We start from the raw sequence: 23,401 nt of genomic DNA, 5'->3' as shown, positions 1-23,401 counted from the left end.
CATGGGCATTCTCGAAGGCAAGAAGATCCTGGTCACCGGTGTGACCCTCAACACCTCCATCGCCTACTCGGTGGCGCGGATCGCCCAGCAAGAAGGCGCCGAGATCGTCGTCTCCAATTTCGGCCGCGGCATGGGGCTGACCCGCCGCGTGGTCAAGAAGCTCGACCCGGTGCCCGAGGTGCTCGACCTCAACGTGACCGACGCCGAACAGCTGGCCGCGCTGCCCGGTCAACTGCGCGAACTCGGCTTCGATCATCTGGACGGCGTGGTGCATTCGATTGCTTACGCGCACCCGGAGCGGGCGCTCGGTGGGGCTTTCCTGACCACCGAATGGGACGACGTGGCGATGGCGGTCCAGACCTCCGCATACTCGCTGCAGTCGCTCACCATGGCGGTGCGCGAGCTGCTGGGACGCGGCTCGTCCATCGTCGGCCTGACCTTCGATGCCACCGTGAGCTGGCCGTCGTACGACTGGATGGGTGTCGCCAAGGCGGCCCTGGAGTCCACCAACAGGTACCTGGCCCGCTATCTCGGGCCGGACGGCATCCGCAGCAATCTGGTTGCCGCGGGCCCGGTCGACACCATTGCCAAGAAGGCGATCCCCGGTGCGAGCTCGTTCAACGACATCTGGGACGGGCGTGCCCCGCTCGGTTGGGACGCCTCGGACGCCACGCCGGTCGGCAAGGCCGTGGTGGCTTTGCTGAGCGACTGGTTCCCGGCAACCACCGGCACCATGGTGCACGTGGACGGCGGCCTGCACTCCACGGGAGCCTGATCTTGACAGCAGACGTCCTGGTCACCGTCATCACCGGCGTGCTGGTGGTGATCGGTGTGCTCGGGACGATCTTCCCGATCCTGCCCGGCAGCATCCTGGTGATCGCCGGGCTGCTGCTGTGGGCGATCGTGATCGGCGGGCCGATCGGCTGGACGGTCTTCGGGCTCGGCCTACTGCTGTGCGGGGTGGGCATGACCGCCTCGACGCTGCTGACCGGCAAACGCCTGAAGGGCCGTCAGATCCCCAACCGGTCGATCCTGATCGGCGCCGTGGTGGGCGTCATCGGTGCTTTCGTGATACCTGTGGTCGGGCTGTTCGTGGGCTTCATCGTGGGGCTCTTCGGCAGCGAGTGGTACCGGTTGCGTGAGCCGCGGCAGGCCTGGGATGCCTCAGTGGTGGCGATGAAATCAGTGGGGCTGGGCATGCTGATCGAGTTCAGCTGCGCCGGGTTGGCGGTCGCCTGCTGGACGGTCGGGATCTTCCTCTATTTCTGAGCGGGCAGGTTGAGCATCGATGACGATGAAACGGTAAGGTCGGGGGCATGGTTGCAGTAGCCGAATTGGCCGGAGTCAGCGTGCGGCGCGGAACCGCCCTTCTGCTACACGATGTGAACTTCAAAGTCGAGGAGGGCGACCGCTGGGTGATCATCGGCCCCAACGGAGCAGGCAAGACCACTCTGCTCGCTCTGCTCAGCACACAGATGCATCCGACCACCGGTGTTGTCGAGGTGCTGGGCGAATATCTCGGCGCTGTCGATGTCTTCGAACTTCGTCCGCGTATCGGCGTGGCTTCCTCCTCGATCGCACACCGCATTCCCAACCGGGAGAAGGTCGCCGATGTCATCGTCTCGGCGTCCTACGGCGTGATGGGACGCTGGCGCGAGACCTATGAGGAGATGGACCACGCTCGGGCTCTCGAACTGATGCGGTTGATGCATGTGGAGGATCTGGCCGGGCGCACCTACGGCACCTTGTCGGAAGGCGAGCGCAAACGCGTCGAGATCGCCCGGGCGCTGATGACCGATCCCGAACTGCTGCTGCTCGACGAGCCCGGCGCCGGGCTTGATCTGCGCGGGCGTGAGATCCTGGTCAAGACATTGTCCGAGCTGTGCGAGGATCCGGACGCACCGACGATGGTGCTCGTCACTCACCACGTGGAGGAGATCCCCGAGGGCATCAGCCACGCGATGCTGATGGCGCACGGATCGGTGGTGGCCGCCGGCCCGATCGACGAGGTGCTCACCGACGAGAAGCTGACCGCAGCTTTCGGTATGCCTCTGCATATCACCAAGATCGACGGACGCTGGACCGCCCGGGCCGCCTAACCGATATCACACCCGATCAGCGGTTGGTCTCGTCCAGCCATTCCTCGGGCTTGCGCGCATAGCGGCTGGCCAGCGAACTGCACACCATCAGTTGCGCCTGGTGGAAGATCATCAGGGGCAGCACGATCATGCCGACCTGGGCCGCCGGGAACATCACCGAAGCCATCGGGACTCCGGTGGCCAAGGACTTCTTGGTGCCGCAGAACTGGATCGCGATCTGGTCGCGGCGGTTGAATCCCAGCCAACCGGCCACCATCCAGGTCAGCCACAGCATCAGCGGGAGTATCACCGCGATGGCCACGCAGATCATCGCGATGTCGCTGAGGCCGGTGCGCTGCCACAGTCCTTCGCGCACGCCCTGGCCGAAGGCACGGTAGACGACCAGCACGATCGATGCCTGATCGAACAGCTTGAGCTTGGGGTGGGCCATCACGAAGTCGGCCGTCCAGCGCCGTGAGAGCTGACCGAGCACGAACGGCAGCAGAATCTGCGCGGCGATGTCGAGAATGGAACTGGGGTCGAGGTGCATCCCCGTGGTGCTCATCAGCGAGATGGCCAGCAGCGGAGTGATGAAGACCCCGAGCAGGTTCGACATCGAGGCACTGATGATCGCGGCGGCGACGTTACCCCGGGCTATCGAGGTGAAGTTGATCGAGCTCTGCACGGTGGACGGCAGCAGGCAGATGTACAGCAGACCACGGTAGACGTCCTCGTTGATCAGCCCGGGCACCGCAACCCGTAACGCCAGCCCGACGATCGGGAAGGCGACGAAGGTGAACGCGAGGATCACCGTGTGCAGTCGCCAGTGCTTCAGCCCGGCCAGCGTCTCGGCGGGCTGGAGCCGGACACCGTAGAGGAAGAACAAGATGGCGATGGTGATCTTGGACGCCCAGTCGACGACCTCGACCCCGGCGCCGCGGGCCGGTAGGAAGGTGGCGAGCACAGCCGCGCTGACGATGGCGACCATGAAGTAATCGATGCGCCGCCACCAAGGCCTGCGCGTGAGGGCGGTCGGAGTCATGGATCTCACCATACGACGACACGGCCGCGCGCGATTCCCATGCCCATCCCGACGGCTACGATCGGTCCCCGTGGCCAACCTCGTTCCGATCACCGATCCCACCGATGAGCGTCTGGACGATTACGTCAGGCTGCGTGAGACCAGCCTGCGTCGCAAGTTGGAGACCGACGGCGGCCTGTTCATTGCCGAGGGAGCAAAGATCATCCGCCGTGCGGTCGAGGCAGGCTACCGGCCCCGGTCTTTTCTGCTGGCCGAGCGATGGCTGCCCGAACTGACCGACCTGCTGGACGACAGCGCCGCCCCGGTCTACCTCGTCACCGAGGAACTGGCTGAGCAGGTGACCGGATTCCATGTGCACCGCGGCGCCCTCGCGTCCATGCACCGCACGGTCGGCCTCCGGATGAGCGACCTGTTGGACGCCCGGCGGCTGGTGGTCTGCGAGGACATCGTCGACCACACCAATCTCGGCGCGATCATCCGCAGCGCGGCCGGACTGGGCTGGGACGGTGTGCTGCTCGCCCCGCGCGCCACCGATCCGCTCTATCGGCGGGCGATCAAGACATCGATGGGAACAGTCTTCGAGATGCCATGGGCCCGGATGGCCAATTGGGCCTCCGATCTACGAAAGCTGCAGGAGGCCGGCTTCGAGATCGTGGCGATGGCGCTGCGCGACGACGCGGTACCGCTGGCGGAGTTCGCCGGCCAGCTGCGGCAGGCCCCGCGAAAGATCGCGTTGCTGCTCGGTACCGAAGGTGACGGACTCAGCGCGCACTGGCTTGATCAGGCCGACGCCGTGGTGCGCATCACGATGCACCACGGCGTCGACTCGCTCAATGTCGCGGCTGCGGCGGCAGTCGCCTGTTTCGCGCTAGCCGAGTAGCCGGATGGCCTCAGCAAGCCCGGATCAGATGACTTCCACCTCCGGATACACCGGCTGCCACATGGCGTCGTAGACCTGCTGGATCGGATTGTCCAGGTGACGCTGGGCCAGGCCCTCACGCCGGGCCTGCTCGGCCACCGCCACCGCCACCCGTGCCGAAATACTGCGCAGCTGAGTCATGGCGGGCAACAGTGAGGCACCCGGACTGCGATCGGTCACTGCGGACGCCACCGCCTGGGCCGCGGCCCCGATCATCGTGTCGCTCACCCGGCTGGCCCGGCAGCTGATGACTCCCAGACCGATACCCGGGAAGATCAGTGCGTTGTTGGCCTGCGCGATCTCGTAACGGGTGTCGTTGAGCTCGACCGGGTCGAACGGCGAGCCGGTGGCGATCAGCGCACGCCCGCCGGTCCACTCCAAGACGTCGGACGGCAGCGCTTCGGCTTTCGTCGTCGGATTCGACAACGGCATGATGATCGGTTGGTCGGTGTGGGAGGCCATGTCGCGCACGATCTCCTCGGTGAAGGTACCCGGCTGCGCCGAGGTGCCGATGAGGATGGTGGGGTGCACATTGCGTACCACATCGGCCAGTTCGTAATGTCCGAGCGTGTCGAGCTTCCAGCCGGCCACCTCGTCGGCGGGACGAGCGAACGGAGCCTGGAAGTCGCGCAGCTTGCCGCCCTCGATCAACAGGCCCCGGCTGGACAGCCCCCAGAACTGGCGGATGGCCTGATCGCGGTCGATGCCTTGGGAGACCATGATGTCGAGCAGCAGATGGGCGATACCCACCCCGGCGGTTCCGGCGCCATGGATGACGATGCGCTGATCGGCGAGTCGGGTGTGCGAGGTGCGGATGGCGGCCAATACTGCTGCCACCACGACACCGGCGGTGCCCTGGATGTCATCGTTGAAGGTGCAGATCTCGTCGCGGTAGCGGTTGAGGATGCGATGGGCGTTGCCGGCGGCGAAGTCCTCCCAGTGCAGCAGTGCTTGTGGGAAGCGTTCGGTGACCTCACCGACGAACTTCTCGATGAACGCGTCATAGCGTTCGCCGCGCACCCGGGCATGCCGGACGCCCAGGTAGGCGGGATCGTTCAGCAGGTCGAGATTGTCGGTGCCCGTGTCGAGAACCACGGGCAGGACCCGATTGGGATGGATGCCGGCGGCCGCCACGTAGACCGACAGTTTGCCGACGGTGATGGCCACGCCTCCGACGCCCTGATCACCGATGCCGAGGATGCCTTCGGAGTCGGTGACGACGACCAGATCGATGTCGTCGGGACCCTTGCCGGAGGCCTGCAACGCGGCCTGAATGCCATCGGGGTTGTCGATGTCGAGGTAGATGCCGCGTGGCTTGTGGAACCAGTGGCTGTATTCCTGAATAGCCAGCCCGATCGTCGGAGTGTAGATGATCGGCAGCATCTCTTGGATGTTGTCGGTGAGCACTCGGTAGAACAGCGTCTCATTGCGGTCCTGCATGGCCGTCAGATAGTTGTACTTGGCCAGATCGGACGGCTCGTGCCGATATTGCTTGTAGACGCGACGCACCTGGGCGTCCAGGCTGATGACAGCATTCGGGAGCAACCCGGTCAATCCGAGCGCTTCGCGCTGCTCCTTGGTGAACGCCGTGCCGTAGTTGATCATCGGGTTGTGCAGCACATCGCGCCCACGGCAGGCGATGCGGGCAATGTCGCGTCCATTGGTGTGGACGATCTCGTAATCCTTGGACACGGCAGCAGCCTACTGCCCGGCGGCGCCGGGAGCGTAGCCGCGGGCGTTCACGGACGCCGGCAGGCCGATACAACAGTGCCGGCGGAGCCGACGCTCACAGATCGGCGGGCGCGCGTTTGCGGCTGACCGGCCAGTCGGCGGGGTAGAGCGCCGCCATCGAATCATGCTGCTCGTTGAGCAGCCGGCGGGAACGCTTCGACAGCCGATCGCCGAAGACGGTGCCGGAAAGGTGGTCGGTCTCATGCTGCAGGCAGCGAGCCAGCAGCCCGGTGCCCTCGATGCGGATCGGCTCACCGTTCTCGTTCTGGCCCTCACAGACGGCGACGTCGGGCCTGGCCAGCGGCTGATAGGCGCCCGGCCAACTCAGGCAGCCCTCCTCGGTGGCATCGAGCCGGCGGTCCTTGCCCTCCGGCAGGGTCACGACAGGATTGCAAACCACCCCGTACTGCAGGTGGTCGTCCTTGTCCGGGCAGTAGAAGACGAACAGCGCGAGATCGACATCGACCTGTGGGGCGGCCAGCCCCACGCCGTCGGCGGCAGCCATGGTGGCGAACATGTCAGCTACGAGTTGATGCAGGTCTTCACCGAACTGCGTAACCGGCCGGGTCGGGTTTCGCATCACCGGCTCAGTCCAACGAGTCACGCGTAAGACCTTGCCTTTGGCGGCCCATTCCTGGGGAGTCGGCATCCTGCTCGTCCTTCACTCTCTGCTGATGTTCACCGGGACATGACCCGTCCAACTCATCCAACTTATACGACTCGCGGCGGCTGATCCGACACGGGTTGCCCGATGTGCGCAATGCTGTGAACGACCGTGATAGCTGGAGGTGCCCGATGAGCGTGGACGCTGACGCGAGCGCTCCGATCCCGGCCGCGCTGCAGGACGCGTTCGACGCATTCGCCGATTACCAGCGGCTGCAGCTGAATCGGTCACAGCACACCGTGCGGGCCTACAGCGGTGATCTTGAGCAGTTGGGGCAGTGGCTCGCAGACGCGGGCATCGCGCGCCTCGACCAGGTGCAGTTGCCCGATCTGCGTTCGTGGCTGGCTTCGCAGCACGACGCGGGTTTGGCCGCCGCAAGCCTGCAGCGGCGCAGCGGCGCGGTGCGGGTCTTCTTCCGATGGGCGAAACGGCAGGGTCTGGTCGACGAGGATCCGGCGGCCGCGCTGAAATCGCCCAAGATTCCTCACCGGTTGCCCGAGACGCTGACTCAGACCGATGCCGCGACCCTGATGGACGCGGTCCTCGCGGCGGCCGCAGAAGATCCGTCGCCGTTGGGGGTTCGCAACCTGGCGATTTTGGAGGTGCTCTACGGGTCGGGCATCCGGGTGTCGGAGCTGTGCGGGTTGGACGTGGCCGATATCGACCGGGAGCGCGGCGTCATCCGGGTGCTGGGCAAGGGCAACAAGCAGCGCACCGTCCCGCTGAGCGACCCCGCCCGGCGCGCGGTGGAGTCGTGGCTGGCCCGGCGTGCGGAGTGGCTGACCGCTTCGTCGGCGCAGGCTGTCTTTTTGGGACGCCAGGGTGGCCGACTGGATCCGCGGGTCGCGCGGCGGGTGGTGCATCAGGCCATGCACGCCATCCCGCAGGCACCCGATGTCGGCCCGCACGGCCTGCGGCATGCGATGGCCACCCATCTGCTGGAAGGCGGAGCCGACCTGCGCAGCGTCCAGGAGATGCTCGGCCATGCCTCGTTGGCGACCACGCAGATCTACACCCATGTGAGCAATGAGCGGCTCAAGCAGGCCTTCCGGCAGGCTCATCCGCGGGCCTGACTACTCAGCCGATGGTTCTGGGGTCCACGAGCGCCCCATTGCGCACACCGGAGTAGTGCAGGTGACAGCCGGTCGAGTAGCCGGTGCTGCCGACCTGGCCGATCACGGTTCCGGCGGCGACGTGCTGACCGGCGGACACCCCGAACCCCGACAGATGCGAATACGAGGTCCGGGTCTGGACGCCGCCGATCACACCGTGATCGATCTCGACGCGCTGCCCGTAGCCGCCCGCAGTTCCGGCGAAGACGACCGTGCCCGGCCACAGCACCTGCACCGGCGCGCCGCAGGCGGCCCCGATGTCGATGCCGTCGTGGAACTCGGCGAGACCACTGATCGGGTTCACCCGCGAACCGAAACCCGACGTCAAGGGCCCCGCCACCGGGAGATCCCCGGTCAGCGGCAAGACATCGGTGGCCTCGACGGCGCCGGGCGGGGGTTGTTGACGGGGCACCGCGGAGCGGGGCAGCAGACGCACCTCGGCTTCCCCCCAGCCGCCCAGCCACAGCAGCGGATCGAGATAGTCGTCGCCGTCGCGCAGCCCCCAGTGCAGACATGCCTGTTGTGCGCAATGACCCGCGGTGAGCACCCCGATCGGCTGACCAGCGGCCACCCGCTGGCCGGCGGCGACGCTCGCCTCCACCGGCTGGTAGGTGGTGCGCAGCCCGTCAGGATGCTGAACCGTCATCATGGGCACGCCGTCGATGACGCCGACCCAGCTGATCGTCCCGGCGGCAGCCGCCGTCACCAGATCGCCGGCCGTGCCCGCCAGGTCGACGCCGCGATGCCCGGGCAGCCAGTTGTATTCGGCGATCTGGAATCCGCGCAGCACGGGGCCGGGCAGTGGGGCGACTCGTCCGGACGCATCAGCCGATGCCGCCGCAGTCGGACCCAGCATCAGCCAGACGGCCAGGATGAGCGCAAGGCCCGGCGAGTGCCGCTGCGCCGTCCGGACGAGAAGGACTCCAGGGTTCATGTGGTGATGATTGGTGACTGGCCCTCCGGATCGTTCAAACTGGGTACCGGCTGTGGATGATCTCGGCGAATTGAGATGATTCGCCCAGCCGGGCGCAGCCCACACCGTCCGAATTGACGGGTGTGTTGGGCGGCAACGTAGAATAGCCCCGCAGCCCGCATGAGCGAGCTGACAACGCATGCGCAGAACCGGGTGGTCCCCGGATCTGATCCCGAGGTCCTTGGCTGGTGAAGCCTGCCAGGGCGGGTTCGGAAAGCGCATCAGGCGGTAGCAGCAGCCCTGCTGCCGGACAACCGAGTGAGCCCACATCCGGTGGGTCCACGCACAACGGGACGTCTTTGCGCGGTCATCGCATCGCGGGCGTCCGGATGAAAGGACCGATCATGGCCGTCATTACCACGCGCCAGCTGCTCGAGAGCGGTGTGCATTTCGGGCACCAGACTCGCCGCTGGAACCCGAAGATGAAGCGGTTCATCTTCAACGAGCGCAACGGCATCTACATCATCGACCTGCGCCAGTCGCTGACCTACATCGACAAGGCCTACAGCTACATCTCGGGTGTCGTTGCCCGCGGTGGCCAGGTGCTGTTCGTCGGCACCAAGAAGCAGGCTCAGGAGACCATCGCCGAGCAGGCCACCCGCGTCGGCATGCCCTACGTCAACCAGCGTTGGCTGGGTGGCATGCTCACCAACTTCCAGACCATCAACAAGCGGATCACCCGCCTGAAGGAACTGGAATCGATGGACCTCGAGAATGTCGTTCCCGGTGGCCTGCCCAAGAAGGAACTGCTGGGTCTTCGCCGCGAGATGGGCAAGCTCGACAAGTCCCTCGGTGGTATCCGCGACATGGGACGGCTGCCGCAGGCCGTCTGGATCGTCGACACCAAGAAGGAGCACCTCGCCATCGACGAGGCCCGCAAGCTGCACATCCCGGTTGTCGCCATCCTCGACACGAACTGCGATCCCGACGAGGTCGACTTCCCGATCCCGGGCAATGACGACGCCATCCGTTCGGTCTCGCTGCTGACCCGCATTATCGCCGACGCCGTCGCCGATGGTCTGCTGAAGCGGTCGAATGCCGATTCGCCGCAGGCCACCGAGGCCGAGCCGATGCCCGATTGGGAGCGTGAGCTGCTCGCCGGTGGCGAGGCCGCGCAGGCCGAGGCAGCCGAGGCCGAGGAGGAGGCCACCGAGGCTGCTGAGGTTCTCGCTGAGGCCGCTCCCGTGGTGGAAGAGGTCGCCGAGGCCGCTGAGGCTCTCGCCGAGGTCGTCGCCGCCGAGGCGGCTGCGCCGGCCGAGCCTGCCAACTGACCCCAGTCAATCCAGATCAAAAGAGGATCACATACATGGCTATTACTGCCGCTGACGTGAAGAAGCTGCGTGACCAGACCGGTGCGGGCATGATGGACGCGAAGAAGGCCCTCACCGAGGCCGACGGCGACTTCGAGCGCGCCACCGAACTGCTGCGTGTCTCGGGTGCCTCCAAGGTGGCCAAGCGCAGCGATCGCTCGGCCAACAACGGTCTGGTCGCCGCTACCGGTTCTTCGCTGATCCAGTTCGGCTCGGAGACCGACTTCGTCGCCAAGAACCAGGAATTCGTTGCGCTCGCCGAGGCGATCGTTGCTGCCGTCGAGGCCGGCGAGGCCGTCGACGTCGAGTCCGCACGGGCCCTGCCGCTGGATGATGGCACGGTGGGCGAGGCGATCGGCGCGCTCGAGGCGAAGATCGGCGAGAAGCTCGAACTGGCCCATGTGGCCCGGTTCGACGGTGCGGTGCACACCTACCTGCATCGCCGCAGCCAGGACCTGCCGCCCCAGGTGGGCGTGCTGGTCGAGTACGAGGGTGACGACGAGGAGTTCGTGCACGCTGTCGCGTTGCAGATCGCGTCGATGCGTCCCGATTACGTCTCCCGTGAGGATGTGCCGGACGAAGTCGTGGAGCGCGAGAAGCGCATCGCCACCGAGACCGCCATCGAAGAGGGCAAGCCGGAGAAGATCATCCCGAGGATCGTCGAGGGTCGGGTGAATGCCTTCTACAAGGAGGCCTGCCTGCTCGAGCAGCAGTCCATCACTGATGACAAGAAGACGGTCGGACAGCTGGCCAAGGAGGCTGGCGTGACGATCACCCGGTTCGTGCGTTTCGTGGTCGGAGCCTGAGCTCCGGTCTGAGCTGAACAGCCGCAGGCGGTGGCCCTCACGGGCTGCCGCCTGCAGTGTTTTCTCAGGCCGCATCGGCCGCGCGTGGCCGGTGGGCGTGCCCAGCCACTAGAGTGGACGAGAACTCGCCTGCACCTGGAGGAAATCTGATGACCGAGCCCTATCGCCGCGTGCTACTCAAGTTGTCAGGGGAGGCTTTCGGGGGTGGCAAGCTCGGCGTCGACCCGCTGATCGTCCGCTCGGTGGCCCGCCAGATCGCTCACCTCGTGGCCGCGGGTACCCAGGTCGCGGTCGTGGTCGGCGGCGGCAACTATTTCCGCGGTGTGGAGCTGCAGCGCGGCGGTATGGACCGTGACCGCGCCGACTACATGGGCATGCTCGGCACGGTGATGAACTCGTTGGCCCTGCAGGACTTCTTGGAGAAGGAAGGGGTGCCCACCCGCGTCCAGTCGGCCATCACCATGGGGCAGGTGGCCGAGCCCTACATTCCGCGCCGCGCCGAGCGCCACATGGAGAAGGGCCGAGTCGTCATCTTCAGCGCCGGCTCGGGTATGCCGTACTTCTCCACCGACACGGTCGCCGCTCAGCGTGCCCTGGAGGTCAAGGCGGAGATCTTGTTGATGGGCAAGAACGGCGTCGACGCGGTCTATGACTGCGACCCCAACACCCATCCGGAGGCCAATCGCTACGATGAGCTCACCTACGATGAGTTCCTCGCCAAGGGCCTGAAAGTGGCCGACGCCACCGCGATCAGCCTGGCCCGCGACAACAATCTCGATATGCTCTTCTTCGGGCTCGATGACGAGTCCAATATCGGACGTGCCGTCGCCGGCGAACGCATCGGCACGTGGGTGCACGCCTGAGTCTGCCCCGGCCAACGCCAGCTTCATCACTCACATACTTACGGAAGGACCAGCCGTGATCGACGACATCATCAAGGACACAGTCAAGAAGATGGCCGGAGCCATCGATTTCGCCCGGCAGGATTTCGCGACCGTGCGAACCGGCCGCGCCAACCCGGCGATGTTCAACAAGCTGGAGGCCGAGTACTACGGCACCCCGACCCCGCTGCAGCAGCTGGCGACGTTCCAGTCGCCGGAGCCGCGGGTGATGCTGATCAGCCCATTCGATGCGAGTGCGCTGAACGCCATCGAGAAGGCGATCCGCAACTCCGACCTCGGCGTCAACCCGGCCAGCGACGGCAAGGCGATCCGCGTCGTGCTCCCCGAGCTCACCGAGGAGCGCCGCAAGGAGTACATCAAGATCGTGCGGGCCAAGGCCGAGGAAGGACGCGTCGCGGTGCGCAACATCCGCCGGCATGCGGTCGATCAGGTCAAGAAGGCCGAGAAGGACAAGGCGATCGGCGAGGACGAAGCCAAGCGCGCCGAGAAGCGTCTCGATGACGAAACCAAGAAGTCGGTCGACACGATCGACCAGTTGCTGAAGGCCAAAGAGACCGAATTGATGGCGGTCTAACAGTGAGCGGGCAGGATCCGGGCGAGGTCTCGCCGCCCGCTGAGGCAGTGGCCAAGCCGGCCACCAAGAAGCGCAGCGCGGGACGCAACCTGCCCGTGGCGATTGCCTCAGGGGTCGTTCTCTACGCCTGGATCCTCGGCTCGCTGTTGTGGTGGCAGTGGGGCTTCATCGTCTTCCTGATCGCGGGCATCGTGGTCGGCGCCTTCGAGATCTGGCGTGCGCTCACCGGAATCGGTATGCACGTCGTCTACACACCGATCGCCGTGGGCACGCCGCTGACGCTGGTCACCGCGCACTACCTGGCCCAGCACAACGGCCAGCTCACCGGAGCGGGAGTCCTGCTGGCCGGGCTGGCCCTCATGGTGATCGCCTGCCTGCTCGGACGGCTGCGCGGGCCGGTGCGGGGGTTCATCACCGACGCGGCGGCAAGCGTATTCACCATCGGATATGTCCCGTTGCTGTTGTCTCCGCTGGTGTTGCTGCTCGCCCAACCGGACGGAAACCTGCGCGTCATCTACTACTTCATTCTGGTGCCCTGCTCGGACACCGGCGCGTACGCGGTCGGTTCGCTGTTCGGCAAGCACAAGATGGCCCCCCACATCAGTCCCGGGAAGACCTGGGAGGGGCTGGCGGGGGCCGTGGCGCTGACCTGCATCATCGGTGCGGTGCTCGGACCGGTGATGATCGGTGCGTCCTGGTGGGCCGGAGCGATCATCGGGGTGGTGCTGTCGCTGGCCGCGACGGTCGGCGATCTCATCGAGTCGATGATCAAGCGCGACACCGGCATCAAGGACATGGGCAGGATCATTCCCGGCCACGGCGGAGCCATGGACCGGCTGGACTCCCTGCTGGTGGCGGCACCGCTGGCATGGCTGACGATGCTCGTGCTCGTCTAGTCACCCCTTGTTGCCATCGGGCACCGGCGGAATCGTCCGGCTTTGCCTACGTGCGGCAGACTCGTCCATATGACTACTGCCACCGGACCCATCGATCTCACCGGAAGGTTCATCCCGAATCCCCGCAAGCCACCGGTGCATTGGATGGATCTGACCCCCGAACAGCGCGTCGAGGCGGTGCGCTCGGCCGGGCTGCCGGCATTTCGCGCCAAGCAGATCTCGAATCAGTGGTTCACCAGGCTGGACGCCGACCCGGCGAGCTGGACCGATCTGCCGGCCGGGCTCCGCGAGCAGGTTCACCAGGCCTGGTTCCCGACGATGCTGACCCCGGTGGGGGAGCAGTCCGCAGATCATGGCACCACGATCAAGACTGCGTGGCGCGCATTCGATCACGCGATCATCGAGTCGGTGATCATGCGGTACCGCGACCGCACCACGATCTGCATCTCCTCGGAGGCCGGCTGCGGAATGGCCTGCCCCTTCTGTGCCACCGGTCAGGGCGGCTTGCAGCGCAACCTGACGGCATCCGAGATCGTCTGGCAGGTGCATGACGCGGCCCGGCGGCTCGCGGCAGGCGAACTGCCGGGCGGGCCCGGACACATCAACAATGTCGTATTCATGGGCATGGGCGAGCCGATGGCCAACTACAAGGCGGTGCTGGCGGCCGTCCGCCAGATCCATGCCCCCAACCCGGACGGCCTGGGCATCAGCGCACGCGGACTCACGGTATCGACTGTCGGCATGGTGCCCCGGATGAGGCAGCTGGCCGACGAGGACCTGCCGGTGACGCTCGCCGTGTCGCTGCATGCCCCGGACGATGAGCTGCGCGACGAGATCGTCCCGCTCAACAAGCATTTCAATGTGGATGCGGTGCTGGACGCCGCCTGGGATTACGCCGCGGCCACCAGACGCCGGGTGAGTATCGAATACATCTTGATCAAGGACATCAACGACCAGGCCTGGCGGGCCGACCTGCTGGCCAGACGGCTGAAGGCCCGCGGCGATTGGGGCTGGTTCCACGTCAATCTGATCCCGCTGAATCCGACCCCGGGCAGCAAGTGGACGGCGTCGCGCCGCGAGGACGAGCAGGCGTTCGTCGAGCATCTGGAGCATGCCGGGGTGCCGGTGACCGTCCGCGACACCCGCGGCCGGGACATCGACGGAGCCTGCGGGCAACTGGCGGCCAACCTGGACGCTCGGGCAGCCAAGTAACCATCGTCGGACAACGAGAAGACACAGATGAGCAAGATCACCGTCTACGGTGCGACCGGAATGGTCGGCAGCGCGATCGTGCGGGAGGCCGTTGCGCGCGGGCATTCGGTTGTCGGCGTCTCGCGCGGAGGCACTCCGAAGACACCGGTCGAGGGGGTCCGTTACGTGAGGGGCGAGATCGGTGACGCCGCGGACGTCGTGAGCAAGGCGCAGGACTGCGACATCGTCGTCTTCGCCGTCCCCGGACCGCGCGATGGCAGCCCGGTGCAGCCGATCATTGACGCGCACGCGGCAATCGTCGATGCGCTGGCCAAGGCCGGAGTCACCGCACGCATCTTCGTCGTCGGCGGCGCCGGCGCCACGCTGGCCGCCGATGGCACCAGGCTGCTCGACACCCCAGGGTTCCCCGACGCCTACAAGCCCGAGGCACGCAGCTTCGCCGAGATCTTGGAGATCTACCGCGAGGCTCCCGAATCGCTCGACTGGGTCATGCTGGCTCCTGCTCCCCAGATCGCTCCCGGGCCGGCGGCCGCCCGCTATCAACTCGGCGACGACCACCCGGCCGGCAGTTTCGTCTCGGCGGGCACCTTCGCGAAGGCGGCGCTGGACGAGCTGGAGCATCCCGCGCATCACCGCGTCCGCTTCACGGTCGCCGAGCGGTAGTTCCCCGGTCAACGGCTCTCAGCCGGCAGCTGCCGTTGAGAGCCGGCTGACCAGATGGGAGGCGGCGTCGTCGACGTCGTCGACCAGCAGCAGACGATCGCCCATGCCGCGGCCGTCACCGAGTGCGCTGATCAGCGGCCAGACCGGCAGGGTTTCGGTCCAGTACTCCAGGCCGACGAAGATCATCGGGCTGATCAGGTCGTGCTGGGCGGCGTAGTAGTTGCCGGTGGCCGCCTGGAAGACCTCCTGCACCGTGCCGGCGGCACCCGGCATGTAGATGAGTCCGCCGCGGCAGTGCCGCAGCAAGACATCCTCGCGCAGGGCGTTGCTGAAGTATTTGGCGATCGCCGACGCGAAGACATTGGTCGGCTCATATCCGTAGAACCAGGTGGGGATCCCGATCGAACGTCCGGTCGGGTGGGTCTGGGCGCGGACCTCCATTCCCGTCGCCACCCACATCGTCTCGTTGCCCTGGTAGGTGGGAGCCGATGCCAGATGGTCGATGGCGTGCACGAGCGCGGCGGGCTGACCGGCCAGGTGCGCGCCCAGGTTCGCGGCTTCCATGGCACCCGGTCCGCCTCCGGTGACGACGGTGAATCCGGCAAGGGTCAGCTGGGAGGCCAGCCGGGCCGCGCCGATGTAATCGTCCGAACCACGCCGAACGGCGTGCCCGCCGAGAATGCCGACGGTTCGTTCCGGCGGGCTGGCCTCGAGCAGTTCTTCCAGCGCGTCGGAGATCGCATGGTCGTGCAGGGTCATCGCCAAGGACGCGGACAGATCGTCGGGGGTCGGCAGTGACGTGGCCCAGGAGTAGATCCGTGAATCGGTGGTCTGCGTGTACAACTCGCCAGCGAGGATCGCATCGTAGAGCTCACTGGGGCTGTACAAGCCCGAGCGGTAGACGTGGAAGGGGACATGCGGCAGCGGGGGGAAGATGAGCGCGCCGCGTTCTCTCAGCTCGTCGGTGAGATCCGGCGGCAACGAGCATCCCAGGAAGGCCGCGCCGTGCGGGTCCACCCGGCGCAGGTCATCGGCGCGCCCGGACAGGTCGATCGCCTGCATCACCCAACCCGCGATCTTGTCGGCCGATCCGATCCGGGCGTCCCAGTCGCGCAGCGACTCGATCTCGAGGGTGGGCACATGCGCGGTGTTCATCTGGTCCCTTCCGAACGGACGATCATCGACGATGCTACCGACCCGAACACCACGGCGGGCCTGCCACAGTGCACCGTGTGCGAGCCGTGAGGGATAAGGGCGTGCTTGCCGGGATCGGTTACGGCCCGCGGTTAGGATTGTCAGCAGACGATTTCGAGAAAGCTGGTTAATGTCCATCAATCTGGGAACTCCGCCGACCAAGCCCATGGTGCTCGCGCCGCGGCGTCCGACCCGCAAGATCAAGGTCGGCACGACATACATCGGGGGAGATGCCCCGATCGCTGTTCAGTCGATGACCACGACGCTCACCTCCAACATCAACGCCACCCTGCAGCAGATCGCCGAGCTCACGGCAGCCGGTTGCGACATCGTGCGCGTGGCTGTGCCGAGCCAAGACGATGCGGACGCGTTGCCCGCGATCGCGGCCAAATCGAAGATCCCGGTGGTGGCCGATATCCACTTCCAGCCGCGCTACGTCTTCGCCGCCATCGAAGCCGGTTGCGCGAAGGTGCGGGTCAATCCGGGCAACATCAAGGCGTTCGACGACAAGATCGCCGACATCGCCCGGGCGGCCACCGACCACGGCACCTCGATCCGCATCGGCGTGAACGCCGGTTCGCTCGACCAGCGGCTGCGTCCCATGTACGAGGCCGATCCGGCCGGCGCGCTGGTGCAGTCCGCGCTCAACGAGGCGGCCCTGTTCGAGGAGGTCGGTTTCTTCGACTTCGCGATCTCGGTCAAACACCACGATCCCGTCATCATGGTGGACGCCTATCGCCGCCTGTCACAGGCCTGCGACTATCCGCTGCATCTCGGCGTGACCGAGGCAGGCCCGGCCTTCCAGGGCACCATCAAGTCGGCGACCGCGTTCGGTGCCCTGCTCGCCGAGGGCATCGGCGACACCATCCGGGTGTCCTTGTCGGCACCCCCGGTCGAAGAGGTCAAGGTCGGCATCAAGATCCTTGAATCGCTGAATCTGCGGCCACGACAGTTCGAGATCGTCAGCTGCCCCAGCTGCGGACGCGCTCAGGTCGATGTCTACAAGCTGGCCAACGACGTCACCGAGGGCCTCAAGGAGATCACCGCTCCGATCCGAGTCGCGGTGATGGGCTGTGTGGTCAACGGCCCGGGGGAGGCTCGCGAAGCCGACCTGGGGGTCGCATCCGGAAACGGGCGCGGCCAGATCTTCGTCCACGGCGAGGTCATCGCTACCGTGCCCGAGGACGAGATCGTGCAGACCTTGATCGCCGAGGCCAACCGGATCGCCGCAGAGATCACCGAGTCGGGCTCGCCCGAAGTCCTGGTCAGCTGAGAGCCACCGGCAGTTGAGCGGCTCGCTGCGCATCTTGGACGATGAGGACCTCCCCGAGTTCCTCGCGTTGCTGGGCCAGGATCCGCTCAGCAACCTGTTCGTCGCGTCGCGGGTCGCCACCTTCGGGTTGGCGCCCGAATCCTTGGGCTGCGCGGTCTACGGCTATCACGTGCACGGCGAACTCATCGGCGCCTGTCATGTCGGCTCAAATCTGGTTCCGGTCGGCGAACTTCCCGAGGCCCTGGATGCCTTCGTCCAGGCCATCGGAACCCGCAGACACGTCGCCTCGATCGTCGGGCCGGCCGCGGCGGTGGCCCGCCTGCACGCTGGACTGTGCGAACGCTGGGGGTCCAGTTGGACGCGTCCCCGGGAGATCCGGTCTCATCAGCCGTTGATGGTCATCCGGGTGCCACCGCTGGTCGAACCCGATCGGCGGATCCAGCGCGTCGACACCTCCCACTTTGATGCCTATGTGAAGGCCGCGGTGGCGATGTACACCGAGGAGGTGGGGGTCAGCCCGCTGGATTCGTCCGGCAGCTATCCCCGCTATGTGCGGCTGCTGATGCAGCTGGGCAGGGCGATCGGTGGCGTGGTACCCGCAGACGATGCCCGCCGGCAGCCCGAGCGAGTCTGGTTCAAGTCCGACATCGGCTCGGTGTGGCGCCACTACTGCCAGGTGCAAGGAGTCTGGCTCGACCCGCAGCTGCGGGGACGCGGCCTGTCGATACCGGCCATGGCTCAAGTCGTCGTGCTCTGCCAGCAGCAGTATCCGGTGGTCTCGCTTTACGTCAACGACTTCAACACCCGGGCCCGCCGGCTGTACACCGAGATCGGTTTCGACACGGTCGGTGAACTGGCAACAGTGCTCTACTGAGCTGCGCGATCAGGCAGAGACGAGCCGGCCGGCATCCAAGCGGACGACCTGATCGGCTCGCACCGCGTCCAGCAGATGCGTCGATTCGATGATCGTGACCCTCGGACGCGCAGCGCGCAGCCCCTCCCGCACCCGATCGGCGAGGTCGCGATTCAGATGCGAGGTGAACTCGTCGAGCAAGAAGACATCGGCAGGGGTGAGCAGTGCCCGGGCAAGCGCGAGCCGCTGCTGCTGGCCTCCCGACAGCCGCTGGCCCTGCTCGCCGATCGGGGCACCCAGACCTCCTGGCATGGCCTCGACCTCCTCGTCGAGCTGGGCGATGCGCAACACCTCGTGGAGTTGGTCGTCGGTGGCGTCCGGGCTGGCCACCCGCAGGTTGTCGGCGATCGAACCGTGGAAAAGGAAGGGCGATTGACTGACCAGAGCGACCCGTGAGCGCAACTGAGCCGCCTCGAGCCGGCGCACATCGACGCCGCCGACCAGCACCCGCCCCGACTGCGGATCGTCGAAGCGCAAAGCGAGTTGCAGCAGCGTCGACTTGCCGCAACCCGAGTGGCCGATCAGGCAGCAGTGCGTTCCGGCGGGCACGTCGATCGTCACGTCCTTGACCGCTGGTTCGCGGGCGATGCCTTCGGACGGATAGCTGTAGCTGACCTGGTTCCAGGCCACGGCAAGGGGACCGTCGGGCAGCTGCGCCGACGATTCGGGATCGGTGATGAGCGGCGCCACGGTAACGATTCGGTGGACCCGCTCGGCGGCGGCCATCGACACGTCCAGGCTCGACATGAAGTCTTTAACCGCGGCGGTCGAATCGAACAACCGCCAGATCAGGGCGATCGTCACGGCGGTGGGCACCAGCCCCAACCCCTGGCCGACGGCCACGATTGTTGCGACCAGGGTGGTGGCACCCATCGCGATGACCTGCAGCCCGTTCCGGGCCGCCTGGAAGCGGCTGCGGCTGCGCTGGGCGGCGGCGACCTGGGCGTCCAGGCCGACCAACTCGTCCAAGCGCCGGGTGACGTGCCCGTAGCCGGTGACCTCGGCCATGCCCTGCACCGAATCGGTGACGTGCTGGCTGATCCGCCCTCGCAACCCGGCCACCCGATGCGAGACCGCCAGGTTCGCGCCCGAACCCAGCCATGCGGTCGCGAGGCTTACCACCAGCCCGGCCGCCGCCACCAGCGCCACCGGCCAGGAGGCGATGCCGCCGATGGCGAGCACCCCGATCACCGGCACGGTCACCGCGGTGACCGCCGGTGGGAAGGTGTGCGCAAAGAAGACCTCGATCCGGTCGATGTCCTTGGTGGCCCGCACCAGCAGGTCACCCGAGGTGGAGCGCTGCATCAGCGCCGGGGTCTGCGGGACGAGCGCCTGATAGAGCCGCACCCGCAACAGCTCGAGGGCCTTGAAGGCGACCAGGTGCCCGAAGAAATGCTCCAGGTAGCGAGCCAGGCCCTTGACCAACGAGACCGTGACGAGCACGACGGCGAGCATCGCGGCCGTGTTCGGCAGCCAGGCCGTCTCGGATGCCGGGGCCCCGAGCGCGTTGCCGGCGACCTTGGTGACGGCTCCCGCGCTGATCGCCAGCAGCGCCAGCCCGGCGAGCTGATCGACATGCCGGAAGACGATGGACGCGCCGAGGGGTTTGAGGACGGGACGGGCGACCGAGATCAGCCAGCGCCGCAGCTGCTTGGTGGTGGTCATCGGTTCAGCTCCAGGATCTGGTCGGCACGCTCGGTTGCGGTCAGCCGATGGGAAACCATGACGATGGTGTGCCGGCCGGCGATCTCGTCGATGGCGTCCAGGATGACGCGCTCGGATTCCTGATCGACCTGCGAGGTCGGTTCATCCAGCAGCAACAGGTCGCGTCCCGACAGCATCGCGCGGGCCAAGGCGATGCGCTGGGCCTGACCCCCCGAGACTGCGAGCCCGTGCTCGCCCACCTGGGTGTCCAAGCCGTCGGGCAACGAGCCGACCCAGTCGTCCAGGGCGACCTTGGTCAACGCCTGGTGCAGTTCGTCGTCGGTGGCCTGCGGCCTGGCGATCCGCAGATTCTCGGCCAGCGTCCCGTAGAACAGCCAGCTGCGCTGACGGACCATCGCCGAGGCGGCGCGCACCTGATCGCGGCTGGCTGCCGTCAGCGCGATACCGCCCACGTAGCACTGCCCGGCATCGGGCAGCAGGTCGCCGGCGAGCATCGACATCAGCGTCGACTTGCCTGATCCGGAGGGCCCCACGATCACCGTCGTGGAACGCGGCGGAACCCGCAGGTCGAGTCCGCTGAAGACGGGACGGTCGGGGGCATAGCCGAAGCCCGCCTGCCTCAGCTCGACGGCCAGATCGCTGCCGGATCCCGCTACCTGGACCTGACTGGGGGTGTCTCGTCCGAGAAAGGCCCGGATCTGGCGCTGGGCGGCCATCCCGGCCATGCCGACGTAGAAGAAGCTGCCGATCTGCTCCATGGGGGCGCACAGCAGAGCGGAGACCAGTACGAGCCCGAGGGCTTGCGCAGCGTTGATGGCGCCCACGTCGAGCCGCCACCAGGCCACCAGGGCGGCCGCGGTCAGCATGAAAAGCGAGAAGGCCGCGTCGGTGACCAGCAGGATCAGCTGATTGCGGGCCAGCAGCGCCATGGTCGCCTTCCGGTTCTCCTCACCGGTGTCGGCGAGCTGATCGCCCACCCGCCCGGCCGCGCCCAGCAGCACCAGCGTCGTCAGTCCTTGGATGGCCTCGAGGAACTGGTTGGCGAGCTTGCCGCGGGCCTGACGCGAGGCAGCCGACACCTTGCGGAAGGCCCGCTGAAAGCCACCCACCGCCAGCGGGATGAACGGCACGCTGATCAACAGCACCGCAGCCGCGATCGGATCGATGGCGATCGCCACGCTCACCAGGATCAGCACAGGGCTCACCATCGCCCCGATCATCGGGCCGATGAAGGTCTGCCGGTATCCGGCGACGCGCTCGGTCTGATCGGTGAGCATCGCGGTGATCGCACCGGTCTGGCGTCCGGTGAACATCGCCGGACCCAGATCGAACGCGTGCTGCAGGACGCGGCGATGCAGCCCGGCCTCGGCCTCCGCCGCGCTACGACCCTGGACGATGTCGCTGGCTGCCTGGGCCGCGCCGGCCACCACGATCAGCACAGCCGCCGCCCAGATCTGCCCCACGGGCAGCGAGGACGAGCCGAACACGTTCGCGGCCAGCCGTGCGACGATGATCAGGAACCAGGCCAGCGCCTGGCTGCCGACGATCGCCAAGACGATCTGGATGCTGATGGCCCGCTTGCCCGCCGGGGTTGCCACAGATGGTTGCGCATTCATATTGGAACCCCATTGTGGCCGAAACCTCTGCACCCGTGGTCGCTGGTCATCAGACGGCCCGGCGCGTCGGATACCCTTGTTCGGGCAAGTATGTGAGGAGCACCTGTGATCACCCGAATGAGCCACCTTTTCGTGCGGACCCTGCGTGAGGATCCGGCCGACGCCGAAGTGCCAAGCCACCGCTGGCTGGTGCGCGCCGGATACATCCGCCGCGTGGCGCCGGGCATCTACTCCTGGCTGCCGCTGGGACTGCGGGTGCTGCACCGGGTCGAAGAGATCGTCCGCGAAGAGATGAACGCGATCGGCGCCCAGGAAGTCCTCTTCCCGGCGTTGCTGCCCGCCGAGCCCTACAAGGCGACCAACCGCTGGACCGAGTACGGCGACACCTTGTTCCGGCTGGTCGACCGCAAAGGCTCCGACATGCTGCTCGGGCCCACCCATGAAGAGATGTTCACCCTGATGGCGAAGGACCAGTGCAGCTCCTACAAGGAGCTGCCGCTGACGCTGTATCAGATCCAGATCAAGTACCGGGACGAGGCGCGCCCGCGGGCGGGCATTCTGCGTGGCCGCGAGTTCGTGATGAAGGACTCCTATTCGTTCGACATCGACAAGGCCGGACTGGACGCCTCGTACCAGGCGCACCGCGCGGCCTACATCCGGGTCTTCGACCGGCTGGGCTTCGACTATGTGATCGTGCAGGCCAATTCCGGCGCGATGGGCGGTTCGGCATCGGAGGAGTTCCTGGCGGTCTCGCCCAACGGGGAGGACACCTTCGTTCGTTCGCCCGGCGGCTACGCGGCCAACGTCGAGGCCGTGCAGCGTCCGTTGGCCGCTGAGGTGGACGCCTCGGATGTGCCCGCCGCGCAGAAGCATGCCACCCCCGATTCGCCGACCATCGACACGCTCGTGGCCCAGGCCAATGCGCTGTTCCCGCGGGCCGATCGTCAGTGGGTGGCGCACGACACGCTGAAGAATGTGATCTTCAACCTGCGCCAGCCCGACGGCACGGTCGAGCCGCTGGCCATCGGTCTGCCCGGCGATCGCGAGGTCGATGACACGCGCCTGGCGGCGGCCGTGTCGCCGGCCGAGGTGGAGGCGTTCAGCGAGGAGGACTTCGAGAAGTTCCCGCAGCTGGCCAAGGGTTACATCGGACCGGCGGGCCTGAAGGCTGCCGGCGTGCGCTACCTGCTGGATCCCGAGGTCGTGCCCGGGACGGCCTGGCTGACCGGCGCCGACACCGCGGGATACCACGTGATCAACCTGGTGGCCGGACGCGATTTCCAGATCGACGGCCACCTGGATGTCGCCGTGCTGCGCGATGGCGACCAGGCGCCGGACGGATCAGGTCCGTTGAGCCTGGCCCGCGGCATCGAGATGGGCCACATCTTCGAGTTGGGCACCAAGTATGCCGAGGCTCTCGGGCTGAAGGTGCTGGACGCCGACGGCAAGCTGCAGACCGTCACGATGGGCTCCTACGGCATCGGCGTGTCTCGTGCTGTCGCCGTGGTAGCCGAGGCCACCTGCGATGACAAGGGACTGTGCTGGCCGCGTTCGCTGGCCCCGTTCGACGTGATGGTGGTGGCCACCGGCAAGGGTGACGAGATCGCCGAGGCAGCCGAGAAGCTGGCCGCCGATCTGGATGCGTCGGGGGTCAGCGTGCTGCTGGACGACCGCAAGGCGTCACCTGGCGTGAAGTTCAAGGACTCCGAAATCCTGGGCACTCCCACCTGCGTTGTGGTCGGGCGGGCACTGGCCCAGGGCAACGTCGAGATCCGCGATCGCAGGTCGGGCCGGGCACGGCTCGTTCCCCTCGCGGACGCGCTGCCGGAGGTTCTCACCGAGATCGAGATCTGAGGTC

At 66.7% G+C, this 23,401-nt stretch carries 22 protein-coding genes; 15 read left to right on the top strand and 7 right to left on the bottom strand.

Annotated features, from left to right (window positions below; all coding sequences use genetic code 11):
- Nucleotide 1 precedes the first annotated feature (1 nt).
- From fabI to QUE25_RS02275, 3 genes are read left to right on the top strand one after another with little or no spacing between them, the layout of a single operon-like run.
- Nucleotides 2-775 carry an enoyl-ACP reductase FabI gene (fabI, locus tag QUE25_RS02285; RefSeq protein WP_286267179.1) on the top strand — a complete coding sequence of 258 codons (774 nt, stop codon included), beginning with the start codon at nt 2-4 and terminating at the stop codon, nt 773-775.
- A 2-nt stretch (nt 776-777) separates the two neighbouring features.
- Nucleotides 778-1,269 (top strand): DUF456 domain-containing protein, encoded by a 492-nt coding sequence (locus QUE25_RS02280; RefSeq protein ID WP_286267177.1) that lies wholly within the window; start codon nt 778-780, stop codon nt 1,267-1,269.
- A 47-nt stretch (nt 1,270-1,316) separates the two neighbouring features.
- Nucleotides 1,317-2,099, top strand: coding sequence for an ABC transporter ATP-binding protein (locus QUE25_RS02275; protein WP_286267174.1), 783 nt, complete (start codon nt 1,317-1,319; stop codon nt 2,097-2,099).
- 16 nt (nt 2,100-2,115) lie between these two features.
- Here QUE25_RS02275 and QUE25_RS02270 read toward each other — a convergent pair whose 3' ends face one another.
- Complete coding sequence (locus QUE25_RS02270) at nt 2,116-3,120, bottom strand: bile acid:sodium symporter family protein (protein ID WP_286267172.1); 1,005 nt, start codon at nt 3,118-3,120, stop codon at nt 2,116-2,118.
- A gap of 70 nt (nt 3,121-3,190) precedes the next feature.
- On the opposite strand from QUE25_RS02270, the gene QUE25_RS02265 reads away from it, so the two are divergent.
- Nucleotides 3,191-4,000 (top strand): TrmH family RNA methyltransferase, encoded by an 810-nt coding sequence (locus QUE25_RS02265; protein ID WP_286267170.1) that lies wholly within the window; start codon nt 3,191-3,193, stop codon nt 3,998-4,000.
- Nucleotides 4,001-4,024: 24 nt separating this feature from the next.
- On the opposite strand, the gene QUE25_RS02260 is transcribed toward QUE25_RS02265, so the two are convergent.
- Together QUE25_RS02260 and def are read right to left on the bottom strand one after the other, a co-directional pair.
- Entirely contained in the window at nt 4,025-5,731 is a 1,707-nt protein-coding gene (locus QUE25_RS02260; RefSeq protein WP_286267168.1) for an NAD-dependent malic enzyme, read from the bottom strand.
- 94 nt (nt 5,732-5,825) lie between these two features.
- The gene (gene def, locus QUE25_RS02255; RefSeq protein ID WP_286267166.1) at nt 5,826-6,419 is read right to left on the bottom strand and encodes a peptide deformylase; all 594 of its coding nucleotides are present in this window, start codon (nt 6,417-6,419) and stop codon (nt 5,826-5,828) included.
- Nucleotides 6,420-6,565: 146 nt separating this feature from the next.
- Between def and QUE25_RS02250 the strand changes: the two genes are divergently transcribed.
- Nucleotides 6,566-7,507 carry a tyrosine recombinase XerC gene (locus QUE25_RS02250; RefSeq protein WP_286267164.1) on the top strand — a complete coding sequence of 314 codons (942 nt, stop codon included), beginning with the start codon at nt 6,566-6,568 and terminating at the stop codon, nt 7,505-7,507.
- A gap of 4 nt (nt 7,508-7,511) precedes the next feature.
- On the opposite strand, the gene QUE25_RS02245 is transcribed toward QUE25_RS02250, so the two are convergent.
- Nucleotides 7,512-8,480 carry a peptidoglycan DD-metalloendopeptidase family protein gene (locus tag QUE25_RS02245; RefSeq protein WP_286267162.1) on the bottom strand — a complete coding sequence of 323 codons (969 nt, stop codon included), beginning with the start codon at nt 8,478-8,480 and terminating at the stop codon, nt 7,512-7,514.
- 383 nt (nt 8,481-8,863) lie between these two features.
- Here QUE25_RS02245 and rpsB point away from each other — a divergent pair, with 383 nt between their 5' ends.
- The 7 genes from rpsB to QUE25_RS02210 all read left to right on the top strand — a co-directional run bounded on the left by rpsB (nt 8,864) and on the right by QUE25_RS02210 (nt 14,882).
- Nucleotides 8,864-9,790 (top strand): 30S ribosomal protein S2, encoded by a 927-nt coding sequence (gene rpsB / locus QUE25_RS02240; RefSeq protein WP_286267160.1) that lies wholly within the window; start codon nt 8,864-8,866, stop codon nt 9,788-9,790.
- A gap of 35 nt (nt 9,791-9,825) precedes the next feature.
- Entirely contained in the window at nt 9,826-10,635 is an 810-nt protein-coding gene (gene tsf / locus QUE25_RS02235; RefSeq protein ID WP_286267159.1) for a translation elongation factor Ts, read from the top strand.
- Nucleotides 10,636-10,781: 146 nt separating this feature from the next.
- Nucleotides 10,782-11,498, top strand: a complete 717-nt coding sequence (pyrH, locus tag QUE25_RS02230) for a UMP kinase (protein ID WP_286268471.1) — start codon at nt 10,782-10,784, stop codon at nt 11,496-11,498.
- A 58-nt stretch (nt 11,499-11,556) separates the two neighbouring features.
- Nucleotides 11,557-12,111 (top strand): ribosome recycling factor, encoded by a 555-nt coding sequence (gene frr / locus QUE25_RS02225; RefSeq protein ID WP_286268470.1) that lies wholly within the window; start codon nt 11,557-11,559, stop codon nt 12,109-12,111.
- Nucleotides 12,112-12,113: 2 nt separating this feature from the next.
- Complete coding sequence (locus QUE25_RS02220; protein ID WP_286267157.1) at nt 12,114-13,007, top strand: phosphatidate cytidylyltransferase; 894 nt, start codon at nt 12,114-12,116, stop codon at nt 13,005-13,007.
- Nucleotides 13,008-13,076: 69 nt separating this feature from the next.
- Nucleotides 13,077-14,219 carry a dual-specificity RNA methyltransferase RlmN gene (gene rlmN / locus QUE25_RS02215; protein WP_286267155.1) on the top strand — a complete coding sequence of 381 codons (1,143 nt, stop codon included), beginning with the start codon at nt 13,077-13,079 and terminating at the stop codon, nt 14,217-14,219.
- 27 nt (nt 14,220-14,246) lie between these two features.
- A complete protein-coding gene (locus QUE25_RS02210; RefSeq protein WP_286267153.1) occupies nt 14,247-14,882 on the top strand; it encodes an NAD(P)-dependent oxidoreductase in 636 nt (211 codons plus the stop codon).
- A gap of 18 nt (nt 14,883-14,900) precedes the next feature.
- On the opposite strand, the gene QUE25_RS02205 is transcribed toward QUE25_RS02210, so the two are convergent.
- Nucleotides 14,901-16,037, bottom strand: coding sequence for an LOG family protein (locus QUE25_RS02205; RefSeq protein ID WP_425332728.1), 1,137 nt, complete (start codon nt 16,035-16,037; stop codon nt 14,901-14,903).
- 169 nt (nt 16,038-16,206) lie between these two features.
- On the opposite strand from QUE25_RS02205, the gene ispG reads away from it, so the two are divergent.
- Both ispG and QUE25_RS02195 read left to right on the top strand, forming a co-directional pair.
- Nucleotides 16,207-17,349: a flavodoxin-dependent (E)-4-hydroxy-3-methylbut-2-enyl-diphosphate synthase gene (gene ispG / locus QUE25_RS02200; protein WP_286267152.1), complete on the top strand. Its 1,143-nt coding sequence runs from the start codon at nt 16,207-16,209 to the stop codon at nt 17,347-17,349.
- A 13-nt stretch (nt 17,350-17,362) separates the two neighbouring features.
- A complete protein-coding gene (locus QUE25_RS02195) occupies nt 17,363-18,223 on the top strand; it encodes a GNAT family N-acetyltransferase (protein ID WP_286267151.1) in 861 nt (286 codons plus the stop codon).
- 9 nt (nt 18,224-18,232) lie between these two features.
- Here QUE25_RS02195 and QUE25_RS02190 read toward each other — a convergent pair whose 3' ends face one another.
- Both QUE25_RS02190 and QUE25_RS02185 read right to left on the bottom strand, forming a co-directional pair.
- On the bottom strand, nt 18,233-19,927 hold the full coding sequence (locus tag QUE25_RS02190; protein ID WP_286267149.1) for an amino acid ABC transporter ATP-binding/permease protein: 1,695 nt from the start codon (nt 19,925-19,927) through the stop codon (nt 18,233-18,235).
- A complete protein-coding gene (locus QUE25_RS02185) occupies nt 19,924-21,543 on the bottom strand; it encodes an ABC transporter ATP-binding protein/permease (RefSeq protein WP_286267146.1) in 1,620 nt (539 codons plus the stop codon). The genes QUE25_RS02190 and QUE25_RS02185 overlap by 4 nt, the downstream gene beginning before the upstream one ends.
- A gap of 117 nt (nt 21,544-21,660) precedes the next feature.
- Between QUE25_RS02185 and QUE25_RS02180 the strand changes: the two genes are divergently transcribed.
- Entirely contained in the window at nt 21,661-23,397 is a 1,737-nt protein-coding gene (locus QUE25_RS02180; RefSeq protein WP_286267145.1) for a proline--tRNA ligase, read from the top strand.
- Nucleotides 23,398-23,401 lie beyond the last annotated feature (4 nt).

This window comes from Brooklawnia propionicigenes (assembly GCF_030297015.1).
Lineage (GTDB): Bacteria > Actinomycetota > Actinomycetes > Propionibacteriales > Propionibacteriaceae > Brooklawnia > Brooklawnia propionicigenes.
The sequence above is the reverse complement of the archived record's forward strand: the minus strand, read 5'-3'. Positions and strand labels throughout refer to the sequence as shown.

What these genes read in the sequence shown, in the direction of transcription:
- tsf (WP_286267159.1), top strand. Translation starts at nt 9,826, where the DNA reads ATGGCTATTACTGCCGCTGACGTGAAGAAGCTGCGTGACCAGACCGGT.
- QUE25_RS02250 (WP_286267164.1), top strand. Translation starts at nt 6,566, where the DNA reads ATGAGCGTGGACGCTGACGCGAGCGCTCCGATCCCGGCCGCGCTGCAG.
- QUE25_RS02245 (WP_286267162.1), bottom strand. Translation starts at nt 8,480, where the DNA reads ATGAACCCTGGAGTCCTTCTCGTCCGGACGGCGCAGCGGCACTCGCCG.
- rpsB (WP_286267160.1), top strand. Translation starts at nt 8,864, where the DNA reads ATGGCCGTCATTACCACGCGCCAGCTGCTCGAGAGCGGTGTGCATTTC.
- QUE25_RS02275 (WP_286267174.1), top strand. Translation starts at nt 1,317, where the DNA reads ATGGTTGCAGTAGCCGAATTGGCCGGAGTCAGCGTGCGGCGCGGAACC.
- QUE25_RS02205 (WP_425332728.1), bottom strand. Translation starts at nt 16,037, where the DNA reads ATGAACACCGCGCATGTGCCCACCCTCGAGATCGAGTCGCTGCGCGAC.
- QUE25_RS02210 (WP_286267153.1), top strand. Translation starts at nt 14,247, where the DNA reads ATGAGCAAGATCACCGTCTACGGTGCGACCGGAATGGTCGGCAGCGCG.
- ispG (WP_286267152.1), top strand. Translation starts at nt 16,207, where the DNA reads ATGTCCATCAATCTGGGAACTCCGCCGACCAAGCCCATGGTGCTCGCG.
- QUE25_RS02270 (WP_286267172.1), bottom strand. Translation starts at nt 3,120, where the DNA reads ATGACTCCGACCGCCCTCACGCGCAGGCCTTGGTGGCGGCGCATCGAT.
- QUE25_RS02185 (WP_286267146.1), bottom strand. Translation starts at nt 21,543, where the DNA reads ATGAATGCGCAACCATCTGTGGCAACCCCGGCGGGCAAGCGGGCCATC.
- def (WP_286267166.1), bottom strand. Translation starts at nt 6,419, where the DNA reads ATGCCGACTCCCCAGGAATGGGCCGCCAAAGGCAAGGTCTTACGCGTG.
- QUE25_RS02180 (WP_286267145.1), top strand. Translation starts at nt 21,661, where the DNA reads ATGAGCCACCTTTTCGTGCGGACCCTGCGTGAGGATCCGGCCGACGCC.
- QUE25_RS02190 (WP_286267149.1), bottom strand. Translation starts at nt 19,927, where the DNA reads ATGACCACCACCAAGCAGCTGCGGCGCTGGCTGATCTCGGTCGCCCGT.
- rlmN (WP_286267155.1), top strand. Translation starts at nt 13,077, where the DNA reads ATGACTACTGCCACCGGACCCATCGATCTCACCGGAAGGTTCATCCCG.
- fabI (WP_286267179.1), top strand. Translation starts at nt 2, where the DNA reads ATGGGCATTCTCGAAGGCAAGAAGATCCTGGTCACCGGTGTGACCCTC.